General features: G+C 58.4%; 21 protein-coding genes and 1 tRNA gene. 12 read left to right on the top strand and 10 right to left on the bottom strand.

Features of this window, described 5'->3' with window-relative positions; all coding sequences use genetic code 11:
- The first annotated feature begins 103 nt into the window (after positions 1-103).
- The 4 genes from ACP39K_RS12265 (at position 104) to ACP39K_RS12250 (ending at position 1,513) form a co-directional block, all read left to right on the top strand.
- Positions 104-200, top strand: a tRNA-OTHER gene (locus tag ACP39K_RS12265).
- Between the two features lie 185 nt (positions 201-385).
- Positions 386-685, top strand: a complete 300-nt coding sequence (locus tag ACP39K_RS12260) for a sigma-S stabilization anti-adapter protein IraP (RefSeq protein WP_016928230.1) — start codon at positions 386-388, stop codon at positions 683-685.
- Positions 686-808: 123 nt separating this feature from the next.
- Complete coding sequence (locus ACP39K_RS12255; protein WP_016928229.1) at positions 809-1,312, top strand: YlaC family protein; 504 nt, start codon at positions 809-811, stop codon at positions 1,310-1,312.
- A gap of 69 nt (positions 1,313-1,381) precedes the next feature.
- A complete protein-coding gene (locus tag ACP39K_RS12250) occupies positions 1,382-1,513 on the top strand; it encodes a hypothetical protein (RefSeq protein ID WP_015377413.1) in 132 nt (43 codons plus the stop codon).
- A gap of 65 nt (positions 1,514-1,578) precedes the next feature.
- Here the strand turns inward: ACP39K_RS12250 and ACP39K_RS12245 are convergent, their stop codons facing one another.
- From ACP39K_RS12245 to mdoC, 5 genes are all read right to left on the bottom strand, one after another.
- Positions 1,579-1,707, bottom strand: coding sequence for a hypothetical protein (locus ACP39K_RS12245; RefSeq protein WP_016928228.1), 129 nt, complete (start codon positions 1,705-1,707; stop codon positions 1,579-1,581).
- A 246-nt stretch (positions 1,708-1,953) separates the two neighbouring features.
- A complete protein-coding gene (locus tag ACP39K_RS12240; protein ID WP_015377414.1) occupies positions 1,954-3,675 on the bottom strand; it encodes a potassium/proton antiporter in 1,722 nt (573 codons plus the stop codon).
- 280 nt (positions 3,676-3,955) lie between these two features.
- Positions 3,956-4,180 carry a hypothetical protein gene (locus ACP39K_RS12235; RefSeq protein WP_016928227.1) on the bottom strand — a complete coding sequence of 75 codons (225 nt, stop codon included), beginning with the start codon at positions 4,178-4,180 and terminating at the stop codon, positions 3,956-3,958.
- A 304-nt stretch (positions 4,181-4,484) separates the two neighbouring features.
- Positions 4,485-5,501, bottom strand: a complete 1,017-nt coding sequence (locus tag ACP39K_RS12230) for an acyltransferase family protein (protein ID WP_060444304.1) — start codon at positions 5,499-5,501, stop codon at positions 4,485-4,487.
- A gap of 216 nt (positions 5,502-5,717) precedes the next feature.
- Complete coding sequence (gene mdoC, locus ACP39K_RS12225) at positions 5,718-6,848, bottom strand: glucans biosynthesis protein MdoC (RefSeq protein WP_016928225.1); 1,131 nt, start codon at positions 6,846-6,848, stop codon at positions 5,718-5,720.
- A 259-nt stretch (positions 6,849-7,107) separates the two neighbouring features.
- Here mdoC and mdoG point away from each other — a divergent pair, with 259 nt between their 5' ends.
- The 3 genes from mdoG (at position 7,108) to ACP39K_RS12210 (ending at position 11,636) form a co-directional block, all read left to right on the top strand.
- Positions 7,108-8,676, top strand: a complete 1,569-nt coding sequence (mdoG, locus tag ACP39K_RS12220) for a glucans biosynthesis protein MdoG (protein ID WP_025302384.1) — start codon at positions 7,108-7,110, stop codon at positions 8,674-8,676.
- Positions 8,669-11,227 (top strand): glucans biosynthesis glucosyltransferase MdoH, encoded by a 2,559-nt coding sequence (gene mdoH, locus ACP39K_RS12215; RefSeq protein ID WP_016928223.1) that lies wholly within the window; start codon positions 8,669-8,671, stop codon positions 11,225-11,227. The genes mdoG and mdoH overlap by 8 nt, the downstream gene beginning before the upstream one ends.
- 163 nt (positions 11,228-11,390) lie before the next feature.
- Positions 11,391-11,636: a YceK/YidQ family lipoprotein gene (locus ACP39K_RS12210; protein WP_015377417.1), complete on the top strand. Its 246-nt coding sequence runs from the start codon at positions 11,391-11,393 to the stop codon at positions 11,634-11,636.
- Between the two features lie 6 nt (positions 11,637-11,642).
- Here ACP39K_RS12210 and ACP39K_RS12205 read toward each other — a convergent pair whose 3' ends face one another.
- The gene (locus ACP39K_RS12205; RefSeq protein ID WP_497008535.1) at positions 11,643-12,188 is read right to left on the bottom strand and encodes a GNAT family N-acetyltransferase; all 546 of its coding nucleotides are present in this window, start codon (positions 12,186-12,188) and stop codon (positions 11,643-11,645) included.
- A 33-nt stretch (positions 12,189-12,221) separates the two neighbouring features.
- Positions 12,222-12,599, bottom strand: a complete 378-nt coding sequence (locus ACP39K_RS12200; RefSeq protein ID WP_004927872.1) for a MysB family protein — start codon at positions 12,597-12,599, stop codon at positions 12,222-12,224.
- 208 nt (positions 12,600-12,807) lie between these two features.
- Here ACP39K_RS12200 and leuA point away from each other — a divergent pair, with 208 nt between their 5' ends.
- Positions 12,808-14,496, top strand: coding sequence for a 2-isopropylmalate synthase (leuA, locus tag ACP39K_RS12195; RefSeq protein ID WP_033640758.1), 1,689 nt, complete (start codon positions 12,808-12,810; stop codon positions 14,494-14,496).
- Here leuA and ACP39K_RS12190 read toward each other — a convergent pair.
- Entirely contained in the window at positions 14,447-15,247 is an 801-nt protein-coding gene (locus tag ACP39K_RS12190) for an AraC family transcriptional regulator (protein ID WP_016928219.1), read from the bottom strand. The two genes, leuA and ACP39K_RS12190, sit on opposite strands and share 50 nt — an antisense overlap.
- Before the next feature lie 135 nt (positions 15,248-15,382).
- Between ACP39K_RS12190 and ACP39K_RS12185 the strand changes: the two genes are divergently transcribed.
- Genes ACP39K_RS12185 through ACP39K_RS12170 form a run of 4 tightly spaced genes read left to right on the top strand, consistent with a single transcriptional unit; the run spans position 15,383 to position 16,944 of the window.
- A complete protein-coding gene (locus tag ACP39K_RS12185; protein ID WP_197788407.1) occupies positions 15,383-15,700 on the top strand; it encodes an ArsR/SmtB family transcription factor in 318 nt (105 codons plus the stop codon).
- Positions 15,690-16,124 (top strand): YeeE/YedE family protein, encoded by a 435-nt coding sequence (locus ACP39K_RS12180; RefSeq protein ID WP_033640757.1) that lies wholly within the window; start codon positions 15,690-15,692, stop codon positions 16,122-16,124. The genes ACP39K_RS12185 and ACP39K_RS12180 overlap by 11 nt, the downstream gene beginning before the upstream one ends.
- 2 nt (positions 16,125-16,126) lie before the next feature.
- On the top strand, positions 16,127-16,555 hold the full coding sequence (locus tag ACP39K_RS12175; RefSeq protein ID WP_497008534.1) for a DUF6691 family protein: 429 nt from the start codon (positions 16,127-16,129) through the stop codon (positions 16,553-16,555).
- Positions 16,546-16,944 carry a VOC family protein gene (locus ACP39K_RS12170; protein WP_016928215.1) on the top strand — a complete coding sequence of 133 codons (399 nt, stop codon included), beginning with the start codon at positions 16,546-16,548 and terminating at the stop codon, positions 16,942-16,944. The genes ACP39K_RS12175 and ACP39K_RS12170 overlap by 10 nt, the downstream gene beginning before the upstream one ends.
- A 50-nt stretch (positions 16,945-16,994) precedes the next feature.
- Here ACP39K_RS12170 and ACP39K_RS12165 read toward each other — a convergent pair whose 3' ends face one another.
- Together ACP39K_RS12165 and mdtG are read right to left on the bottom strand one after the other, a co-directional pair.
- The gene (locus tag ACP39K_RS12165; protein ID WP_016928214.1) at positions 16,995-18,548 is read right to left on the bottom strand and encodes a peptide MFS transporter; all 1,554 of its coding nucleotides are present in this window, start codon (positions 18,546-18,548) and stop codon (positions 16,995-16,997) included.
- 475 nt (positions 18,549-19,023) lie between these two features.
- Positions 19,024-20,262, bottom strand: coding sequence for a multidrug efflux MFS transporter MdtG (gene mdtG / locus ACP39K_RS12160; protein WP_016928213.1), 1,239 nt, complete (start codon positions 20,260-20,262; stop codon positions 19,024-19,026).
- Positions 20,263-20,273: the final 11 nt, after the last annotated feature.

Here is a 20,273-nt window from a genome sequence, read left to right as displayed (position 1 = left end):
GCTATCGATAACCTAAGACTTATCCGTAAATTCAGGGCATTATGCTAAAAAAGCTTGAGTCCATAATGTTGTTATGGATAATGACGCCCCGAAGCGAAGGAATGCGCTATTAACTCAGTTGGCAGAGTGATTGGTTTTATAATGGCTTGTTTTGGCTTGAAAATTGATAGACGCGGGTTCGAGTCCTGCATAGCGCGCCAGCTTTCTTTCCTTCATCTCACCGCGCTTATCGTAAAGCGCACCCGGGTTGATTTGCACTATCGGCTCCTCGTTGGGATTTTCGGGTGTGCTTTACCGTAACCGCTGGCTTTCCTTCCTCTTTCTCTTTCGATCCTTTGCTAAACTGTAATCAGGCAGGCTTGCTGCCCGGCAACAGGAGGTCGATATGTCTCACTCCGAGCAACTGCAGGAACTCTTGCAACGCGTCGCCGCCCTCGAGGCGAGAGAGAAAGCGCTGAGCGCCGCGTCCAACGCTTATCAGGCGATTATCACCACCATGTTGGGCAATATGGAGAAGACCGAACGTGACCGGATCATCGCGATGATCGATCAGGCTCATGAAATCGCTTACGCCCGCGCCATTCAACGCAGCAACGAACCGCAAAAGCAGAAGATCAAACAGGCCGACGATGTGGCGCAGCGTATGTTCATGTTTGCACAAGGCAAGGCCGCCCAGCCGCGCTGAAGTCGAACTATAACAGTTGCCGCCATTAAGTTGGCTAACTGATCTACCCGGCGAAACTGTACTTGTGTTACTTTTAGCGGTGAGATTTGATGGCAATGCTGTTTCCAGCATAAGGTTGTAACGATGGACGCGATTAAAAGCATCTTGGTTAAAGAGATTGAACAGATCAATCGGCGTGAAGGGCGGGACGGCAAGCCGCGCTTCAACAGCGAATTCGCCCGCACTCACCGCTATCTGTGCCTTGCCATGTTCGCCGGTTATTTCGCGGTGATCGCCGTGATGTATCAGGTGCCGTACATGGGGATATATGCCTTCCTGGGCTTCACCGCTTTCGTGCTGTTCATGTTCGCCATGCTGCTGATCGAGATCCGGCCGGTGTACCGCTTCGAGGACATCGGGGTGCTGGATCTGCGAGTTTGCTACAACGGCGAGTGGTACTTCACCCGCGCGCTGTCGCCTTATGCGGTGCAGCAGCTGCTGGATGAGCCATCTATCGGCGCCGCGCTGAAACAGAAGATGCGCGTGATCATCGGCAACAAGGGCGAAATCGACTTCTACGACGTGTACGACATGGCCTACGGAAAAAAGCCGCAGGATGAGACACCTCAGTTGGCGGCGGCAAACTGAAAGGTTTCCGGCCGGCGGCTTGTCGATTATACTCAGCGTTTGAACGCGAAGCAGAATGAGGACCAAGCGATGAGTGATGATATTTTCGATTTTGATATCGATGCCGAACTGGCGAAAGCCGAAGAAAAAGCGGCGCAGAAGGTAAAAGAGGTCCCCGAGTTCCTCGAAGACGAAGCGGACTGCGAAGGTTGCAAGATCTGATCGCCTGCCCCATAAAAAAAACCGCCGCGGCGGTTTTTTTTATGTCTGAGCGTCGCTGGGTATTATCAATCCAGCACGAATCCCCAGATCAGGAACGCCGCCACCAGAATCAGGCAAAGCGCGGACACCGTCACCAGTATTTTCCCCAGAATGTCTTTTTCTTGTTCCTGCTGCGTCACGTTGAAATTATCCAATTAAAAGTCTATGGACCAAACCGGCGATGCTGAGATCGGCTGCCGCTACGCCCAGCGCCATGAGCATCATCACCGAAAGAAATCGAGTCTTGCCGTTCACATCCTTAATCCCTGTGGACGTCGCTGTTAGTTTTTATATCAAAGGGATATCATTCAGCGACGCTCTATTTCATGCATCTTGATAGTGATTAAGAACGTTCTTAAGGCCAGAAGTTCCCTCATCGGGTAACGCCGCCCGCGGTAGCGTCAGTCGGTTACGATTCGGACGCCTATCTTGCTGACTTGATTGCCGTCCATTTCGGCTATGGTCCAGGTCAGGCCGTCCCATTCCACCTGGTCGCCGATCACCGGTTCACCGCCGATCAGCTGAATGACGAACTGCCCCAGCGTCTGCTGCTCGTCGACGTCGTCTTGCAGATTGAGGCCATAAACCTGCGAGATGTCGCTTAAACGGGCGTCGGATTGCAGGATAAAGTCGCCGAAGAAGCGTTCGTCGAGCGTCACGGCCGGCGCCTGGCTGAACAGCTTGCCGAGGATCGGCAGATCGTGCTCATGGCCGATGACGCACAGAATATCGTTCTCCCGCAGCCGGGTACTGCCGCTAGGATGCAGCAGCTCTTTGCCGCGGAACAGGGCGGCGATGCGGGTATTGGGCGGCATTTTCAGCTCACGCAGCGCCGCGCCGACGCACCAGTTTTCCGCCGAAAGCTGATACACGAACTGTTCCCACTGGTTTTCCGGGTGTACATCCAGCCCAACGCGGGAGATCGGCGTCAGCGCCGGCGGTACGATCACCTTGGCTTTTTTAGCGGCGAACGACAGTGTGGTGCCCTGCAGCAGCAGGGAGACCAGCACCACGAAGAACGCCACGTTGAAGAACAGCTGTGCGTTGGGCAGCCCGGCCATCATCGGGAATACCGCCAGAATCACCGGCACCGCGCCGCGCAGGCCGACCCAGGAAATAAAGCCGCGTTCGCGCAGGGTAAAGCTGCGGAACGGCAGCAGGCCGATAAACACCGACAGCGGGCGGGCGAACAGGATCATCCACAGCGACAGCAGCAGAGCAGGGATGGCGATCGGCAGCAGCTCGTGCGGATTGAGCAGCAGCCCGAGCACCAGGAACATGCCAATCTGGCTGAGCCAGGCCAGGCCATCGAAGGTTTGTACGATGCCGTGACGGTTGCGGATCGGCCGGTTGCCCAGCAGCAGGCCGCACAAATACACCGCCAGAATGCCGCTGCCGTCCAGCGCGGTGGTCAGTGCGAAAATAAGAATACCGCCGCTTACCGCCAGCAGCGGATAGAGGCCGTCCGCCAGTTTGATGTGGTTGATCAGCGTCAGCAGCAGCCAGCCGCCGCCCAGACCGAAGACGATGCCCATGCCGAACTGCTGCATCAGATGCAGCGGGAAGGTCCAGCTCAGTGCGGTTTCCCCGGCGGCGATCATCGCAATCAGCGTGATGGTGAGAAACACCGCCATCGGATCGTTGCTGCCGGATTCGATCTCCAACGTGGCGCTGACGCGTTCGTTCAAACCTTTGCCCCCCAAAAGGGAGAAGACCGCGGCGGCGTCGGTGGAACCGATGATGGCGCCGATCAGCAACCCCTGCAGCAGATCGAGATTGAACAGCCAGGCGGCGGCCATGCCGGTCAGACCGGCGGTGATCACTACACCGACGGTGGCGAGAGAGAGTGCCGGCCACAGGGCGACGCGGAAAGAGCTGACCCGGGTACGCATGCCGCCGTCGAGCAGGATCACTGCCAACGCGAGGTTGCTGACCAGATAAGCGACCGGGTAATTGCTGAAGACGATGCCGCCGGGGCCATCGACGCCGGCCAGCATGCCGATCGCCAGGAAGATCACTAGGATCGGAATGCCGAGCCGGGAAGAAAATGAGCTGAGCAGAATGCTTGCCCCCACCAGCACGGCACCGATGACGAACAAACTGTTAATGGTGCTGGCATCCAAAATATTGCTCTCCTGAGGCTGGGAATAGGGGGCACTGCGCGTGTGCCGATGATAACGTGTTTAGTGGGTAAAACGCCAAGGCTGATTGTGAAAACAACCGATCAATTATTGCCTGTTGGCACGTTTGAACTACGAAAGTGAGGAGAAGAGGGGAAATTCTGCCTTTTATCTAACATTATCAGGCTGCTGTATTTCTGTTTCGGCAATAATGTCCCATTCGGCGGAGGAAAAACCATTAAGCCCGCGCAGGCAGGCTTAATGGTTTGCAGGCGCGGTAGGATTAATGATCGAGCGATTCCAGCGCCCGTTTGATCAGTTCGGTGGCCAGCTTGCTTTCCGCTTCAGAAATACCGTCGAGATTGAAGTTGGAAAGCTCAGCGACCAAAACGCTGCGTTCTTTGCCGCTGATCGAAGCGTCCAGCGCGGACAGCAACCTGCCGAGGATCTTCAGCAGGGTGGCGTTTTCCGCTATGGCTTCTTGAGCCGGGGGGGTCTTATCGGTCATTCAAAATCCTCTCTGTCGTGACGGAAGGGAGATGCAGCTAACGCCATCGAATAAATTAAACGATCGCGCAGCCCTTCGGGGGTGTTGAGCCCAATCACTACCGTAAGGCAGGGATCCGGATTTCTACTTATGCATTGCAGTTATAACGGCTAGGTTATCTATGCAGCCGTATCACTTTGCCCTAACGGGCGACGCCAGGCTGAGCAATGTGTGCTCTGCATGGCAAGAGAGAGATGACGCAACCGATAGGTTGCGCCATCAAGTATAGCGACGGGGAGAAAACGTGAAGGCGGTTGAACCGCCTTCAGGAGATTTTTTCTTTTCGCAGACGGCTATTGAAACGAGGACGCTCCAACAGAAAAGTAAGATGCAGGCGTTGTATCAGCGCATAGGCGATAACAGGGGCGATTAGCCCGAACAGCGTGCCGGCGATCGCTTGTGTTGGCCAATGGCTGATATGCATAAACTTGGTCAGTACGATGCGTAAGCCGCTGGCCGCGAGGATATGCATCAAATAGATGACCATGCTCAATTCGCCGAGTCGGCGCAGCCAGGAAAGATTCGTTTTGGCCAACAGAACCGACAGGTTGACGATGAAGAAGATGGCTTCAATCGCCAGTAACAGGGAGAAACTTCCGGTATCGGTATACAGCAAGCCTGAATAGCCGTGGAATCCCCACTGCAACGCGATAAACGCGATCAGGGAGGCCAGCAGCGAACCGAAACCCAGATTGGCGATGAGCGAAGCGTAGCGAATGGCAAAAACGCCCAGCAGGAAGAAGATCAAGAATCGGGTAATGTAATCAAAATGGAAGGCTTTGGTGAGGCTGTCTTGGTAGACATACAGCCCCGCGCTGATAACGATCAATACCGGCAAGAGATAGCGGTATGTTTCTTTGCTATACAGCAAGGTGGCCAAAATAAAGACCATGAACAAGGCATACAGGAACCAAAACTGCGCGCGCGGATGCGTAAACAGCGACAGGATATCGCCCAGGCTGGCAGGGTTATTGGTATAGCGCGACAACAGCACTTCCACCATGCCTTGCAGCAGCGACCAGATGACATAGGGATAAACGATGGTGTCTATCTTGCTGATCACAAAGCGTGTTTTTCCCTTTTTATCCAAGGACTGCGTAAAAAACAGGCCGGAAAGGAAGAAAAACAGTGGCATATGAAAACTGTAGAGGATGCTGTCTGTCAGTAGATAGGATGAACCAGAAAGCTGAATGCCCGCGCTGTATAGACCCCGATTGACGTGGCCAAAAACCACGAGAATGATGCCGATTCCCTTGGCATAATCGACCCATGCTTCTCTCATATGTGTACCTAGCCCAGAAAGTAACGCAACTGATTTATAAGTATGAATAATGAGCGTAACAGGCAGTTGCCGTTTTGCAATGTATCCCGGGGATTAGGATTAATATTAGGAAAATGCTCAGGGCAGCTATCGCTGCGCCGAGGTAGTGAGGCGCTTTATCATTGGTGAGGTTAATTTCTGGATGATAAATCATCACCCAGAAATGGGGTGGGAAGCCTATTGCGGCTTGCCGGAGAACAGGAAGCGCAGCACCGGAATGCGCTTGTGCAGTTCATATAGCGCGAAGGCCAGAGAGAACACAAACAGCAGGCCCAGCAAGAATCCCAACAGGTTGTTGCCGATATACGGCGTCACGAAAGCGCCATATATCAGGGTCAACGGATGGTGCACCAGATATATAAACAGCGAGGCGTTGACCAGATAGGTGATGCGCGGCGAGTGATAATTCAGCAGGTTATGCCCGAAAGAGAACACTACGTTGGTCATCAGGATCCCCATTAGGGTTTTGATCACCACTTCCAGCTCGAACATATAGCTGCTGTGCGCCAACATCTTTTGGTTCAGCATATATGCGATAAACAGCAGCAGCGAACCGAGCAGCGCCAGCGGCGAGCGGCGCAGAAAAATCTCCTTAAGCCACACGTACTTAAACGCATAGGCGCCGAGGAGGAAGAACGGCAGGTAGAACATCGTCTCCATCACCACGAAATTGAACAGGCCGTTGGATAATAGCTGTGGGGCGAAAATTAAAATAATACGGTGCGCGGCCGAATAGCATACCGCATAAATAAAGAAATACAGTGAGATGTTTCCTAATCCGCGCATTCTGTTTATTAACGTTGGAATATGTTCACGGGGTTGACGCTTGATTTTACGGAACAGATAAAAACAGGCGCAGGTTAACAATGACAGCGTCAATAAGAACCACAGATGAGAAACCAATTCCCAAACTGTTACATTTATTTTCTGATAGAGAGAAAATTCATCCCAGCCGTTTAATTTATCGGTGAAATATTTCAGCATGAAAAACTGCGGCACCGTGATCAGCGGGATGGAGCTCAACAGCGGGATCGCCACTCGCTCCAGCCTGACCTTCAGCCACTGGTGGCGCTCGTAGCGCTCGTAAAGCATGTAGGAGAAGTAGCCGGATATCACGAAGAACACCTGCATGCGGAAGGCGTGGATAAAGTCGTTCAGCACCGTGAGCGAGAAGGAGGGCGACGCGCTGTTCACCGCCCAGGCGTGGCTGGAATAAATCAGGGAGAGGTGAAACGGAATGCCGAGCAACATCAAATAGGCTCTGATGGAGTCGAGGAAAAACTCGCGCTGTTTGCTGCCTTTAGTCATAGATTACCGCTGGTGATTTAATCGAGAGTTCATTAACACGCTTAATAAGTCGTCAAACGTTAAATTGTTATCCGGAACCCTACTATAGCCCCCCGCATTTTTCCATAGCGTCTTGTTGCGCGGCTTGCTACGCTGGTGTTCCATCAGCTGCTTAAACAATGAGCCGTAAACATGAACCATCCATTTATCATGTTGTCGGAAAGCTGAGTAATCCATTAATATGGATTTAAATGATTTGAGCACACGAATAGGGGGGGATGTGCTAGTTAATATATTATCCGGACAACCACGCGCCGCGAGCGTTCGTTGGTTAGGTGCGACCGTATTGTTCACGCTGTTCAGTTCGCCGGCTTGGGCCTTTTCTATTGATGATGTCGCCAAGCAGGCGCAGGATCTGGCGGCGAAAGGTTTCGAAGCCCCGAAGAGCAACCTTCCTTCTCAGTTCCGCGAGATGAAGTTCGCAGACTATCAGCAGATTCAGTTCAATCACGATAAAGCCTATTGGAGCAAGCTGAAAACCCCTTTCAAGCTTGAGTTTTATCATCAGGGGATGTACTTCGACACGCCGGTGAAAATCAACGAAGTCACCTCCACCAGCGTAAAACAGATCAAGTACAGCCCGGATTACTTCAACTTCGGTTCGGTCAAACACGACCCTGAATCGGTGAAAAATCTCGGTTTTGCCGGCTTCAAGGTGCTCTACCCGATCAACAGCGCCGACAAAAACGATGAGATCATGAGCCTGCTGGGCGCGAGCTATTTCCGCGTGGTGGGTAAAGGGCAGGTTTACGGGCTTTCCGCTCGCGGCCTGGCTATCGATACCGCTTTGCCGTCCGGCGAAGAGTTCCCGCGTTTCCGCGAATTCTGGGTTGAGCGTCCGAAGCAGGGCGACAAGCACCTGGTGATCTACGCGCTGCTGGATTCCCCGCGCGCCACTGGCGCTTACCGTTTTACGGTGATCCCGGGTCGCGACACCACCGTGGACGTCGAGTCCAAAGTGTTCCTGCGCGACAAGGTGGGCAAACTGGGCCTGGCGCCGTTGACCAGCATGTACCTGTTCGGGCCGAACCAGCCGTCGCCGACGCTGAACTACCGCCCGGCGTTGCACGATTCCAACGGTCTGTCTATCCATGCCGGCAACGGCGAGTGGATTTGGCGTCCGCTGAACAATCCTAAACACCTGTCCGTCAGCACCTATACCGTCGAGAATCCGAAAGGCTTCGGTCTGCTGCAGCGCGGTCGCAACTTCAAAGAATATGAAGATCTGGACGATCGTTACGATCTGCGTCCGAGCGCCTGGATCGAACCGAAGGGCGACTGGGGCAAAGGCAAGGTCGAGCTGGTGGAGATCCCGACGGCGGATGAAACCAACGACAACATCGTCGCGTTCTGGACGCCGGATACCTTGCCGGAGGCCAAAAAGCCGCTGACGCTGAGCTACCGTTTGAACTTCACCCGCGATGAAGACAAACTGCATTCGCAAGATATCGCCTATGTGGCTCGTACCATGCGTTCGACCGGCGACGTGAAGCAGTCCAACCTGATTCGCGAGCCAGACGGCAGCGTGGCCTTCCTGGTCGACTTCGTTGGCCCGGTGCTGAAAGGGCTGGATGCCAATACGCCGGTCGCCTCTCAGATCAGCATCGGCGACAACGGTGAGATGGTAGAAAACAACGTCCGCTATAACCCAGTGACCAAAGGCTGGCGCCTGACGGTGCGTCTGAAAGTGAAAGACGACAAGAAGCCGGTAGAAATGCGTGCGGCACTGGTCAATGGCGATAAGACTCTGTCGGAAACCTGGAGCTATCAGCTACCTGCCAATGAATAAGCCTACTCAACCCGCCCAGGATTATCTTGCGGCGCTGCCTCTGACCGCCGAGCGGTCGGAGGCGCTCAACCCTCAAACGGCGGATGACGCTCAGGCACTGGAGGCGCTCCATCGGCAGATGGGCGCCGCTGACGCCAACGTCAATAGCCTGTCGGCGGATGACGTGGCGCTGGCCTCGGTCAAACCGCGTATCGAAAACGCCTGGCCGGATGCGGTCAGCGATGACGACTTCGACACCGACGCCGAAGGGCGCGCCATTCTGAAGGCGACGCCGCCGATCAAACGAACCACCATGTTCCCGGAAGCCTGGCGCACCAACCCGGTGGCGCGCTTCTGGGATTCTCTGCTGGGGCGTTCGCCGCACAATCGGCACGCCACCAAAGAGGAGGCCGAGGCTGAAAACCGCTGGCGTACCGTCGGCTCCATGCGCCGCTATGTGCTGCTGGTGCTGATGCTGGTGCAAACCGGCATCGCTACCTGGTATATGAAAACCATCTTGCCTTATCAGGGCTGGGCGCTGATCGATCCTATCGCCATGCTGGATCAGGATCTGATGCAGTCGGTGCTGCAGCTGCTGCCGTATGTGCTGCAAACCGGCATTCTGATCCTGTTCGCCGTGCTGTTCTGCTGGGTCTCGGCCGGTTTTTGGACCGCGCTGATGGGCTTCCTGCAGCTGCTGATCGGCAAGGACAAATACAGCATTTCCTCCACCATCAAGGGCGATGAGCCGATCAACCCGGCGCACCGCACTGCGCTGATCATGCCGATCTGCAACGAAGACGTCGAACGCGTGTTCGCCGGCCTGCGTGCGACCTATGAGTCCGTCGCCGCGACCGGTCAGCTGGAACACTTCGATATCTACGTGCTGAGCGACAGCTACGATCCGGACATCTGCGTGGCGGAGCAAAAGGCGTGGATGGAGCTGTGCCGCGATGTCGACGGCCACGGCCGCATCTTCTATCGCCGCCGCCGCCGTCGCGTAAAACGCAAGAGCGGCAACATCGACGACTTCTGCCGTCGCTGGGGCGGTGAGTACAGCTACATGGTGATCCTGGATGCCGACAGCGTGATGAGCGGCGAATGCCTCACCGGGCTGGTGCGTCTGATGGAAGCCAACCCGAACGCCGGCATCATCCAGTCGGCGCCGAAGGCGTCCGGTATGGATACCCTGTATGCGCGCGTGCAGCAGTTCGCCACCCGCGTTTACGGGCCGTTGTTCACCGCCGGCCTGCATTTCTGGCAGCTGGGCGAGTCGCACTACTGGGGGCACAACGCTATCATCCGCGTGAAGCCGTTTATCGAGCACTGTGCGCTGGCGCCGCTGCCGGGCGAGGGCTCTTTCGCCGGGTCCATCTTGTCGCACGACTTCGTTGAAGCGGCGCTGATGCGCCGCGCCGGCTGGGGCGTGTGGATCGCTTACGATCTGCCGGGCAGTTATGAAGAGCTGCCGCCAAACCTGCTGGACGAGCTGAAGCGCGACCGTCGCTGGTGTCACGGCAACCTGATGAACTTCCGCCTGTTCCTGGTGAAAGGCATGCACCCGGTGCACCGCGCGGTGTTCCTGACCGGCGTCATGTCCTACCTGTCGGCGCCGCTGTGGTTCATGTTCCTGGCGCTCTCCACCGCCTTGCAGGTGGTGCATACCCTGATGGAACCGCAATACTTCCTGCAGCCACGGCAGCTGTTCCCGGTCTGGCCGCAGTGGCGGCCCGAGCTGGCGATAGCGCTGTTCTCCACCACGCTGGTGCTGCTGTTCCTGCCGAAGTTGCTCAGTATTGTGCTGATCTGGGCCAAGGGCGCGAAAGAGTACGGCGGGGCGTTCCGTCTGTTCATTTCGATGCTGATGGAAATGCTGTTCTCGGTGCTGCTGGCGCCGGTGCGCATGCTGTTCCATACCGTATTCGTGGTGAGCGCCTTCCTCGGTTGGGAAGTGGTGTGGAATTCGCCGCAGCGTGACGATGACGATACGCCGTGGGGGGAAGCGTTCCGCCGCCATGGCTCGCAGATGTTGCTGGGCCTGGTGTGGGCCGGCGGCATGGCGTGGCTGGATCTGCGCTTCCTGTGGTGGTTGGCGCCGATCGTGTTTTCGCTGATCCTGTCGCCGTTCGTGTCGGTGCTGTCGAGCCGCGCAACGCTGGGCATGAAAAGCAAACGCGCCAAGCTGTTCCTGATCCCGGAAGAGTACAACCCGCCGCGCGAGTTGCTGGCGACGGAAGAATATCTGCATCTCAACCGCAACCGCGCGCTGACCAACGGCTTTATGCATGCGGTGGTCAACCCATCCTTCAACGCGCTGGCGACGGCGTTGGCGACGGCGCGTCACCATCTGCGCGCGACGCTCGATCGCAACCGCGAGGAGCGGGTGAACGAAGCACTGCAGCTGGGACCGGAGAAGCTGGTGAAGGGCAAACGTCTGGAGCTGCTGAGCGATCCGGTCACGCTGGCTCGTTTGCATCAGCGCGTCTGGCTGTTGCCGGAAGGCGCCGCCTGGCGTGAGCACTATCAGCAGTTGCCGCACAACCCGCTGGCGCACCCTACGGGCCGGCGTTAATCGCTTAACGGCAACGCTCAGACGGGGAATGCGCATGGCGCATTCCCCGTTTTTTTTACCTTTTGCTTACGTGCGCCGACGCCGGTGGATAACGGGAACTGTGATAGACTGCGGCCGATGCGTTGTTCACTCGCGAAACAACCCCTTGCTCAGAGTCAATGTCGTGAAGCTCTCTTCCTACCTTCGGCTGGCCTGCGTGGCGGCCGGTGTGATGGCACTCACCGGCTGCGGCAGCATTATCAGCCGCACCGTGCCCGGCGCCGGGCATGGTCACCAGTATTATCCCGGCGTGCAGTGGGATCTGCGCGATACGCCCTGGCGCTATGTCACGGTGATAGACGTGCCGCTGTCGATGGTGGTGGACACCTTTATGCTGCCGTTTGATGCGCAGCATGGCCCCTACGAGTAATTTCGTTCAGCGGGTGGCGAACACCACCAGCTGATAGCCTTTCTGCCCGCAATGGAAAGGCGCCAGCGCCGTCATCCCCAGCCCTTGCACGTGAGCGGCCAACGAATGCGGATTGTCGTCGTCGATAAACAACGCGCCCACGTCGTAATCATCGCGGGTGTGCGCTTTGACCGCGGCGTAGAGGCGCTTCAGCACGCCTTTGCCGCGCCAGGCGGCGGCGAGGCAGACGGGGCCGTAGAGAAATACCCGCTGCTCACGCAGCGGCCGTCCGGCGAAGGATTGCGTGGCGAGCGTCGCCAGCATCGCATCCACCACCGGCGGCCGCGGTTGCGCGTCGGCGGGCATCAGGCAAACAAACCCCGCCAGTTGGTTCTCCTGTTCGGCCACCCATATGCCGATGCCGCGGTTGATCGTCGCCAGCTGCACCTCATTCATGCGTGATACGATAAATCCCTGCCGTTTTTGGCTCTCGTCGAGCGCTTCCGGCACGTTTTCCCCCTGTAGCTGCAAAATGGCGGGGTAGTCGGTAGGGCGGGCCCGGCGAATAATCATGCGGCCTCCTTGGCGATGAAAGCGCGGCGCAGGTTAACGTTCATCCCACTCATCGGCTGCGGCCTGGCCTTCTTCGGTATCCAGCGGCGGTTCGAGCTGAAAGTCGCCTTCTTCCCATTCGTACAGGGTGTTTTCATCTATCCACTCGGCGGTAATTTCCACCTCGTCGTAGTCACCGTCGAAGATCGCCTGCGCCGCCGCACCGCTGCGCAGCGTCAGGCATTCCACCGCCTCTCCTTCTTCTTCGAAGAACTCCGCCTGCCACATCGTGTCGCCATCCTGCATCACGTACTTTTGCAGATTGAACTGCTGGGGCACCGGCGGCTCGTCACCGCTGCCGCCTTCGGCGGTGTCGATAAACTCTTCGCGTGCGGCCTCGATGGCTTCTTCCAGGGTTGCATACAGGCTCATGTTCGCCTCCGTTGACAATGAGAGTAAAGCGTCCGGCGCACTGCCGGTGCGGTGGGGGAAACGTCAAAACTAATTGTTGTCTCACTGGCGCAGGATGCAAATTTTTTTGTTGTCCGCTTTGCGACGATGGTTGTCCGCAAAGCGGGAGAAGAGGAGGCGATGGCGGGAAATAATGACGCATCGTTCACTCTGGCGTCAGGAGAAGCCCATGTTAATCGACCCTTCAAGCAAATACCGACCGTTCCCGCCGGTGGCGTTGCCGGACCGCCAATGGCCTGCGCGTACGCTGCGGCAGGCGCCGCGCTGGTGCTCCAGCGATCTGCGCGACGGCAACCAGGCGCTGGCGGAGCCGATGGATAACGCGCGCAAGCGCGAATTCTATCAATTGTTGTTGCAGTGCGGTTTCAAGGAGATCGAGGTGGCTTTCCCTTCGGCGTCGCAAACGGATTTCGACTTTGTACGCGCGCTGATCGACGAGCGGCTGATCCCGGACGACGTCACGATCCAGGTGCTGACGCAGTCGCGCGACGATCTGATCGATCGCACCTTCGAAGCGCTGCAGGGGGCGCCGCGGGCTATCGTGCATCTGTATAACGCCACGGCGCCGATGTTTCGCGATATCGTGTTCCGCCAGGATAAGGCCGCCACCGTGGCGCTGGCGGTGAACGGCGCGCGGCGCATCCGCCGGCAGTGCGAGGCACAGCCCGATACCGCCTGGTGCTTCGAGTATTCGCCGGAAACCTTCTGTTTTACTGAGTTAGAGTTCGCGCTGGAGATCTGCGAAGCGGTGGCGGAGGTTTGGCAGCCGGGGCCGCAGCGGCCGATGATCATCAACCTGCCGGCGACGGTGGAAGTGAGCACGCCCAACGTGTATGCCGATCAGATCGAATGGTTTTGCCGGCACTTCAGCCGTCGCGCCGATGTGGCGATCAGCGTGCATCCGCATAACGATCGCGGCACCGGCGTGGCCTGTGCGGAGCTGGCCTTGCTGGCCGGCGCCGATCGGGTCGAAGGCTGCCTGTTCGGCAACGGAGAGCGCACCGGCAACGTCGATCTGGTCACGCTGGCGTTGAATCTCTATACCCAGGGCGTGGCGCCGGGTCTGGACTTCAGCCGCCTGAAGCAGGTGGTGGAGGTGGTGGAGCAGTGCAATCAGCTGCCGGTGCATCCTCGCCATCCTTATGCCGGCGAGTTGGTGTTTACCGCCTTTTCCGGTTCGCATCAGGATGCGATCAAGAAAGGTTTCGCCGCGCAACGGCAGCGGCAAGATGGCCGCTGGCAGGTGCCATACCTGCCGCTCGATCCCGCCGATGTCGGTTGCAGCTATGAAGCGGTGATCCGGGTCAACAGCCAGTCCGGCAAAAGCGGCGCCGCCTGGTTGTTGGAACAGAATCATGGGTTGGCGTTGCCGCGCGGTTTGCAGATTGATTTCAGCCAAGTGGTGCAGCGCGCGACCGACGGCAGCGGCAAAGAAATGAGCGGCGCGCAGCTGTGGCGTTTATTCCGCGATACTTACGGGCTGGTGGAGCAGCCGCGTTTGCAGCTGTTAAGCTACCAAACGGAAAGCCATGGGGTAGAGGCCTACAGCTTCAACGCGCGAGTTGCCTGCGAGGGAGAGCCACTGCGCCTGCAGGGGGCCGGCAACGGTCTGCTTTCCAGCGCGGTGGATGCGCTGCGTCAGCGCTTCGGCTTGTCGCTGGCGATCGAGGATTATCACGAGCATACGTTGGGACATCAGAGCGATAGCCGAGCGGTGGCCTATATTCGCTGTACGCTGCCGCAAGGTGAGGCGACTTACGGTGTTGGCATCGACGCCGACTCCGCCAGCGCCTCGCTGCAGGCGCTGTTCAACGTCGCCGGGCGCTATCTGGCGCCAACGTCGGCGCAGTCCGGCTGAAATAGTCGCTGGGCGCTACTCCCAGCAGCCGGCGGAACATGGCGCTGAACGCGCTGGGGCTGTCATAGCCGAGATCCAGCGCCACTTCCAACACCGAGCGGCCGGTCGCCAGCGCGTTTAATGCCGCCAGCAAACGGGCGCGTCGCACCCAATCGCTAAAATGCAGCCCGGTTTCTCGCTGGAAGCGCCGCGACAGAGTGCGTCCGCTGACGCTGAGATGAGCGGCAGCCTGTTCCAGCGTCCAGGGTTGCGCCAGCGTGGCCTGGATATGGCGGCACAGGGCGAGCAGCGAGGCTTCGCGAGGTTCCGGCAGGTGCAGCGGCAGAATCGGCAGCATTCGCAACTCATCCAGAATCAGTTCCATCACGCGCTCATCGCGCCCGCCGCTTGGATAGCCGGGCGCAATTTCCATCGCACAGATAATCAACTCGCGCAGCAGCGGGGAAACCTGCACTACCTGGCATTGGGCCGGCAGATCGGCGCGCGCCAACGGATCGACGAACAACGTCCTGGCCGCCACCTGGCCGGTGATACGCAGGCTGTGCACCACTTTCGCCGGCACCCAGACGCCGCGGCCGGGCGGCACCACCCAACTGCCGAGCCGGGTCGTGACCTGCACCACGCCGCTCAGGCTGTGAATCAGCTGCGCGCAGTTATGGTAGTGGTCCGGCTCGCTGTCGCCGTGGCGATAATCTCTGGCTAATGGCCGTACAGGCCGATCGGGCGGCAGAACGTCGTGAAACAACAGCATCGTAAGCAGGCTCCGCGCGGCAAAAGGGGGAGGACAGCATGCCATGCGGCGCTGTTTCACACCAGTCTGTGGCGCGGCACGGCAAAATGGTTTATAAAATTATATTATATAATTTTATAAATTGATGGAGAGGCAATGGATATTGATGCGATGCGCAAGGCGGCGGCGCAGGCCGGTGCGATGCTGCGTACCTTGGGCAACGAAGATCGGCTGCTGTTACTGTGCAGGCTCAGTCAGGGCGAGATGGCGGTGAGTGAGCTGGCGCAGGCGCTGGATATCCGCCAGCCGACGCTGTCCCAACAGCTTGGCGTGCTGCGCGAGGAGGGGTTGGTCTCCACCCGGCGAGCCGGCAAGCAGATTTACTATGCGGTGGCCGATGCCAAAGTGCTGGCGCTGCTCACGACCCTGTATCAACTGTATTGCCCACAGCCGGAGAACCGCGATGACCATTGACTGGCAGCACTTCACGCCGTATTCCGCGTTGGCGGGCGGGGCCATTATCGGCGGCGCGGTAGCGCTGCTGCTGCTGTTCAATGGCCGGATCGCCGGTATCAGCGGCATTACCGGCGGTTTATTGAGCGCGGGCGGCCGGGAGCGGGGCTGGCGCGCCGCATTTATTGGCGGGTTGCTGCTCTCTCCCTGGCTGTATGCTGCCGCTGCGGCGTTGCCGCCCGGTGAGATCTCGGTTGGCAACGGCTGGCTGGCGGCCGCAGGGCTGTTGGTGGGCTTGGGCACTCGATTGGGCAGCGGTTGCACCAGCGGGCACGGCGTGTGCGGCGTCGCGCGGTTGGCGCCGCGTTCACTGGCCGCCACGGCGGTGTTTATGCTGCTGGGCTTTATGACCGTGTGGCTGATGCGCCATACGTTGGGAGGTTGAAAATGCTTAAAACGCTGTTGGCGCTGCTGAGCGGCGTGATTTTCGGTCTGGGGTTAATTATCGCCGGCATGGCCAATCCGGCCAAGGTGTTGGCGTTTCTCGACGTTACCGGCATGTGGGATCCCTCGCTGGCGTTGGTGATGGCAGGGGCGATCGCGGTGGCAGCCCCGGCCTTCCTGTGGGCGCGGCGACGCGAGCGGAGTCTGTTGGGCGAGCCGCTGCAGATCCCGGCCGCCAGGCGTGTGGATCGCCGTTTGCTGGCCGGCAGCGCGCTGTTCGGCATCGGCTGGGGCATCGCGGGCATTTGCCCCGGTCCGGCCTGGGTATTGGCCGGGGCGGAGATACAACGGGTATGGCCGTTCCTGCTGGCGATGCTGGCGGGCATGGCGCTGTATGACGTTATCATGAGGCGGAGGCGTACATGTCGATAGCCAAAGCGGTGTTGCGCATCGGGCGCCCCACCGATCGGTTGCAGGAAATTGCCGCGTTGTATTGCCGCGGGCTGGGTTTCGAAAAACTGGGCGAGTTTGTCGATCATCAGGGGTTCGACGGCATGATGATTGGGCATCCGCAGCATGCCTACCATCTGGAGTTCACGCAGCACCGCGGGGTGCGGGTCGGGCAGGCGCCGACGCAGGATCATCTGCTGGTATTTTATCTGCCGGATGAGAACGAATGGCGGGCCGCGTGTGAGCGGATGCGGGCGGCGGGGTTCTTGGCGGTCGCCGCCTATAATCCCTATTGGGATCGCGCGGGGCAAACCTTTGAAGATCCTGACGGCTACCGGGTGGTCTTGCAACATCAGGCCTGGCAAGCATAAAAAAACCGGCGCATCGAGCGCCGGTTTGCGAGAGAAAAACGGGTTATCCGTCAGACGTTGGTCGCCGGTTTTTGCGCGCTCTTGGACTGGGTATTTTCCAGCATGCGGCGAATCGGCACGATCAGCACGATAAGCACGGCGGCGCAGATCAGCAACGCGACTGAACAGCGAGCGAACAGATTCGGCAGCATATCCAGTTGGTCGGCCTTGACGTGGCCGCCGATCAGACCGGCCGCCAGGTTGCCCAGCGCACTGGCGCAGAACCACAGCCCCATCATTTGCCCGCGCATTCTCTCCGGCGCCAGCAGCGTCATGGTGGCCAGCCCGATCGGGCTCAGGCACAGCTCACCCAGCGTCAGCATCAGGATACTGCCCACCAGCCACATCGGCGATACGCCGGCGCCGCCGTTGCTCAGCACATTCTGCGCGGCCAACATCATCAGGCCGAAACCGCCGGCGGCGCACAGGATACCGATCACGAACTTGGTGATGCTGCTCGGACGCACGTTATTGCGTGCCAGCGCAGGCCAGGCCCAGCTGAACACTGGCGCCAGCAGGATGATGAACAGGGCGTTGATAGACTGGAACCACACCGCCGGGATCTCGAAGCCGCCGATCATGCGATTGGTGTAATCGTTGGCGAACAGGTTGAACGAGGTCGGTTTCTGTTCAAACGCCGACCAGAAGAACGCAGCGGAGATCAGCAGGATGAAGCACACCAGCAGGCGCGCACGCTCTTTGCGGCTCAGGCCGGCAAAGGCGAACAGATAGATGAAGTACAGGGTGACCGACGCGGCGATGACGTATACCAGCACGCTGGCCACCTCGACCGGATTGATGACGATGGTGCCCTGAGCGATCAGCACGATGACCGCCACCAGGATGGCCGCCAGCGCCAGCAACCAGACGCCGACGCCTTCTTTCTTCGCGACCGGGCTGTTCCAGGTGGAGTCCAGGCCCACTTCGTGGTCATAACGTTTCATCGCCGGTACGGCGAATACCCGGAAGATCACCAGCGCCACCAGCATCCCGATGCCGCCGATGCCGAAGCCCCAGTGCCAGCCGTGTGACTTGATCAACCAGCCGGAGATCAGCGGGGCAATGAACGAGCCGATGTTGATGCCCATGTAGAACAGCGAGAAACCGCCGTCACGACGCGCATCGCCTTTTTTGTACAGCGTACCGACCATCACCGAGATACAGGTTTTGAACAGGCCGGAACCGAGCACGATGAACATCAGGCCGATGAAGAACAGGTTGGTGCCCATCACCGCGGACAGGGCGATCGACAGGTGGCCGAGCGCGATCAGGATCGAACCGTACCAGACGGCCTTGCGTTGGCCGAGCCAGTTGTCCGCCAGCCAGCCGCCCGGCAGTGCCGCCAGGTACATGCTGCCGGCGAAGATGCCGACGATCGCCGACGCGTTCTCGCGCGCGAGACCCAGACCGCCATCGTACACGGTGGCGGCCATAAACAGGATCAGCAGCGGACGGATGCCGTAGAACGAGAAACGCTCCCACATTTCGGTGAAGAACAGAGAACCCAGCGGATAGGGATGGCCGAAGAAGGTCCGGCTTTCTGACTTATTGACAGAGGATTGCATAACGATTTCCCAATAAAAGGCGCTGCAAGGCTGCAGCCCGTACTGTGGTATGTATGTGTATTTAATGAAGGCGATCCGCCCAATGCGGATTACCCGACAAACACCGCGGCTGCAACGCTGATAAACCGTGGAAAGCGTGCTGACCTTTTCTTCACTTGGCCGATGTTTCACATCTGGCGTGATATTATTTAACCATTTGATAACTGGTCGTTGGTTTTGTCTAGTACCTGTATCCCATTTTTTAGACGAAAAGTCGACAAGCATCTCCTTTTCTGGTTTTTCTGTTGGTTATGACAGGAATATGATTGACAGCGGGTTTTATACGCTGAAAGTTAATTAATTGTTGATAAACAAAGCGTTGGGATAAGAATGTTCTGGGTGGGGCGAAAATACGCCAGCCCGAAGGAGGCATTATTAAAAGTGGGGGAAATGCGCCATTGATCTGGTCAACGGAGGCAACTGGCGATAAATGCAGCTATTGCTCTTCCTGCAGTGTGTCTTCCCGCAAATAGCTCGGCCGCCGCCGCAGACACCACCAGGAATAACCCGCGTTGAACAGCACCACTAAAGCGGTGACGGCGAAGACCGCGCGAAAACCGTAACCGGCGGAGACTGCGGCGCCGAGCAGCGGACCGCTGACGTTGCCGACGTCACGGAACGACTGGTTATAGCTGAAAATACGGCCGGCCACCTGATTGGTGCAGTTATAAATTAACAACGTCTGTACCGCCGGCAGCAACGCGCCGTCGGCCGCCCCCAGCAGAAAACGCAGCACCCCGAGCTGCCACGGCGTTTGCACGAACGCCATCGGGATCAGCAATAGCACCGAGACGATCAGCATGAATACCAGTATGCGTTCCGGGCCGATGCGATCGCCCAGCTTGCCCAGCCGCGGGGCGCTCATCAATGCCGCGACGCCGGGCACCGAGGCGATCAGCCCGCTGATAAACGCCAGGTTATGGGTGGCGCCGGCCAAATCGCGCACATACAGCGTCAGGATCGGCGCGATCGAGCCGGTGGCGATCTGGATGATCATGGTGGTGACGAACAGGCTGAGCACCAGCTTCGGGTTTTTCAGCGAAGCGAACACCTGTTTTGCATGCAACATGTCGCGCTTTTGCACCGGGGTGAATTGTTCTTTGACATACAGCAACGTCAGCACGAAGCAGACGAACAGCACCGCGGCGGTGATGTAAAACACCGGGCGCAGGCCGTATAAATCGGCCAGCAGCCCCCCGATCAGCGGGCCGACCAGCGCGCCGCCGACGCCGCCGGTAGACAGGGTGCCGAGCGCCCAGCCGCTGCGGTTGCGCGGCACCTGGGTGGCGATCAGCGCGTTGGCGTTGGGAATGAAGCCGCCGAGCAGCCCCAGCACCGCACGCAGCGCGAGAAACTGCCAGACCGTTTGCGCCATGCCCATCAGCGCCATGACGATCGCCATACCGAGCGCCGAACGCAGCAGCATCAGTTTGCGGCCGCGTCGGTCGGCCAGGGCGCCCCAGAACGGCGCGGCGATAGCGGAAAACAGGAAGGTGATGCTGAACAGCAGACCGGACCACATGTTGAGCGCCTGATGGCCGGTTACGCCCAGCGTCTCTACGTACAGCGGCAGAAACGGCATCACCAGGCTGAAGGCGGCGCCGGTGAGAAAGCATCCCAGCCAGGCGACGAAAAGGTTGCGTTTCCAGTTAACGGGTTCTGCTGCCGAAGCCATAAATGTCCATT

The organism is Serratia sp. EC4, assembly GCF_059652115.1.
Note: the sequence above shows the minus strand (reverse complement) of the source record. Positions and strands in the feature narration are given on the sequence as shown.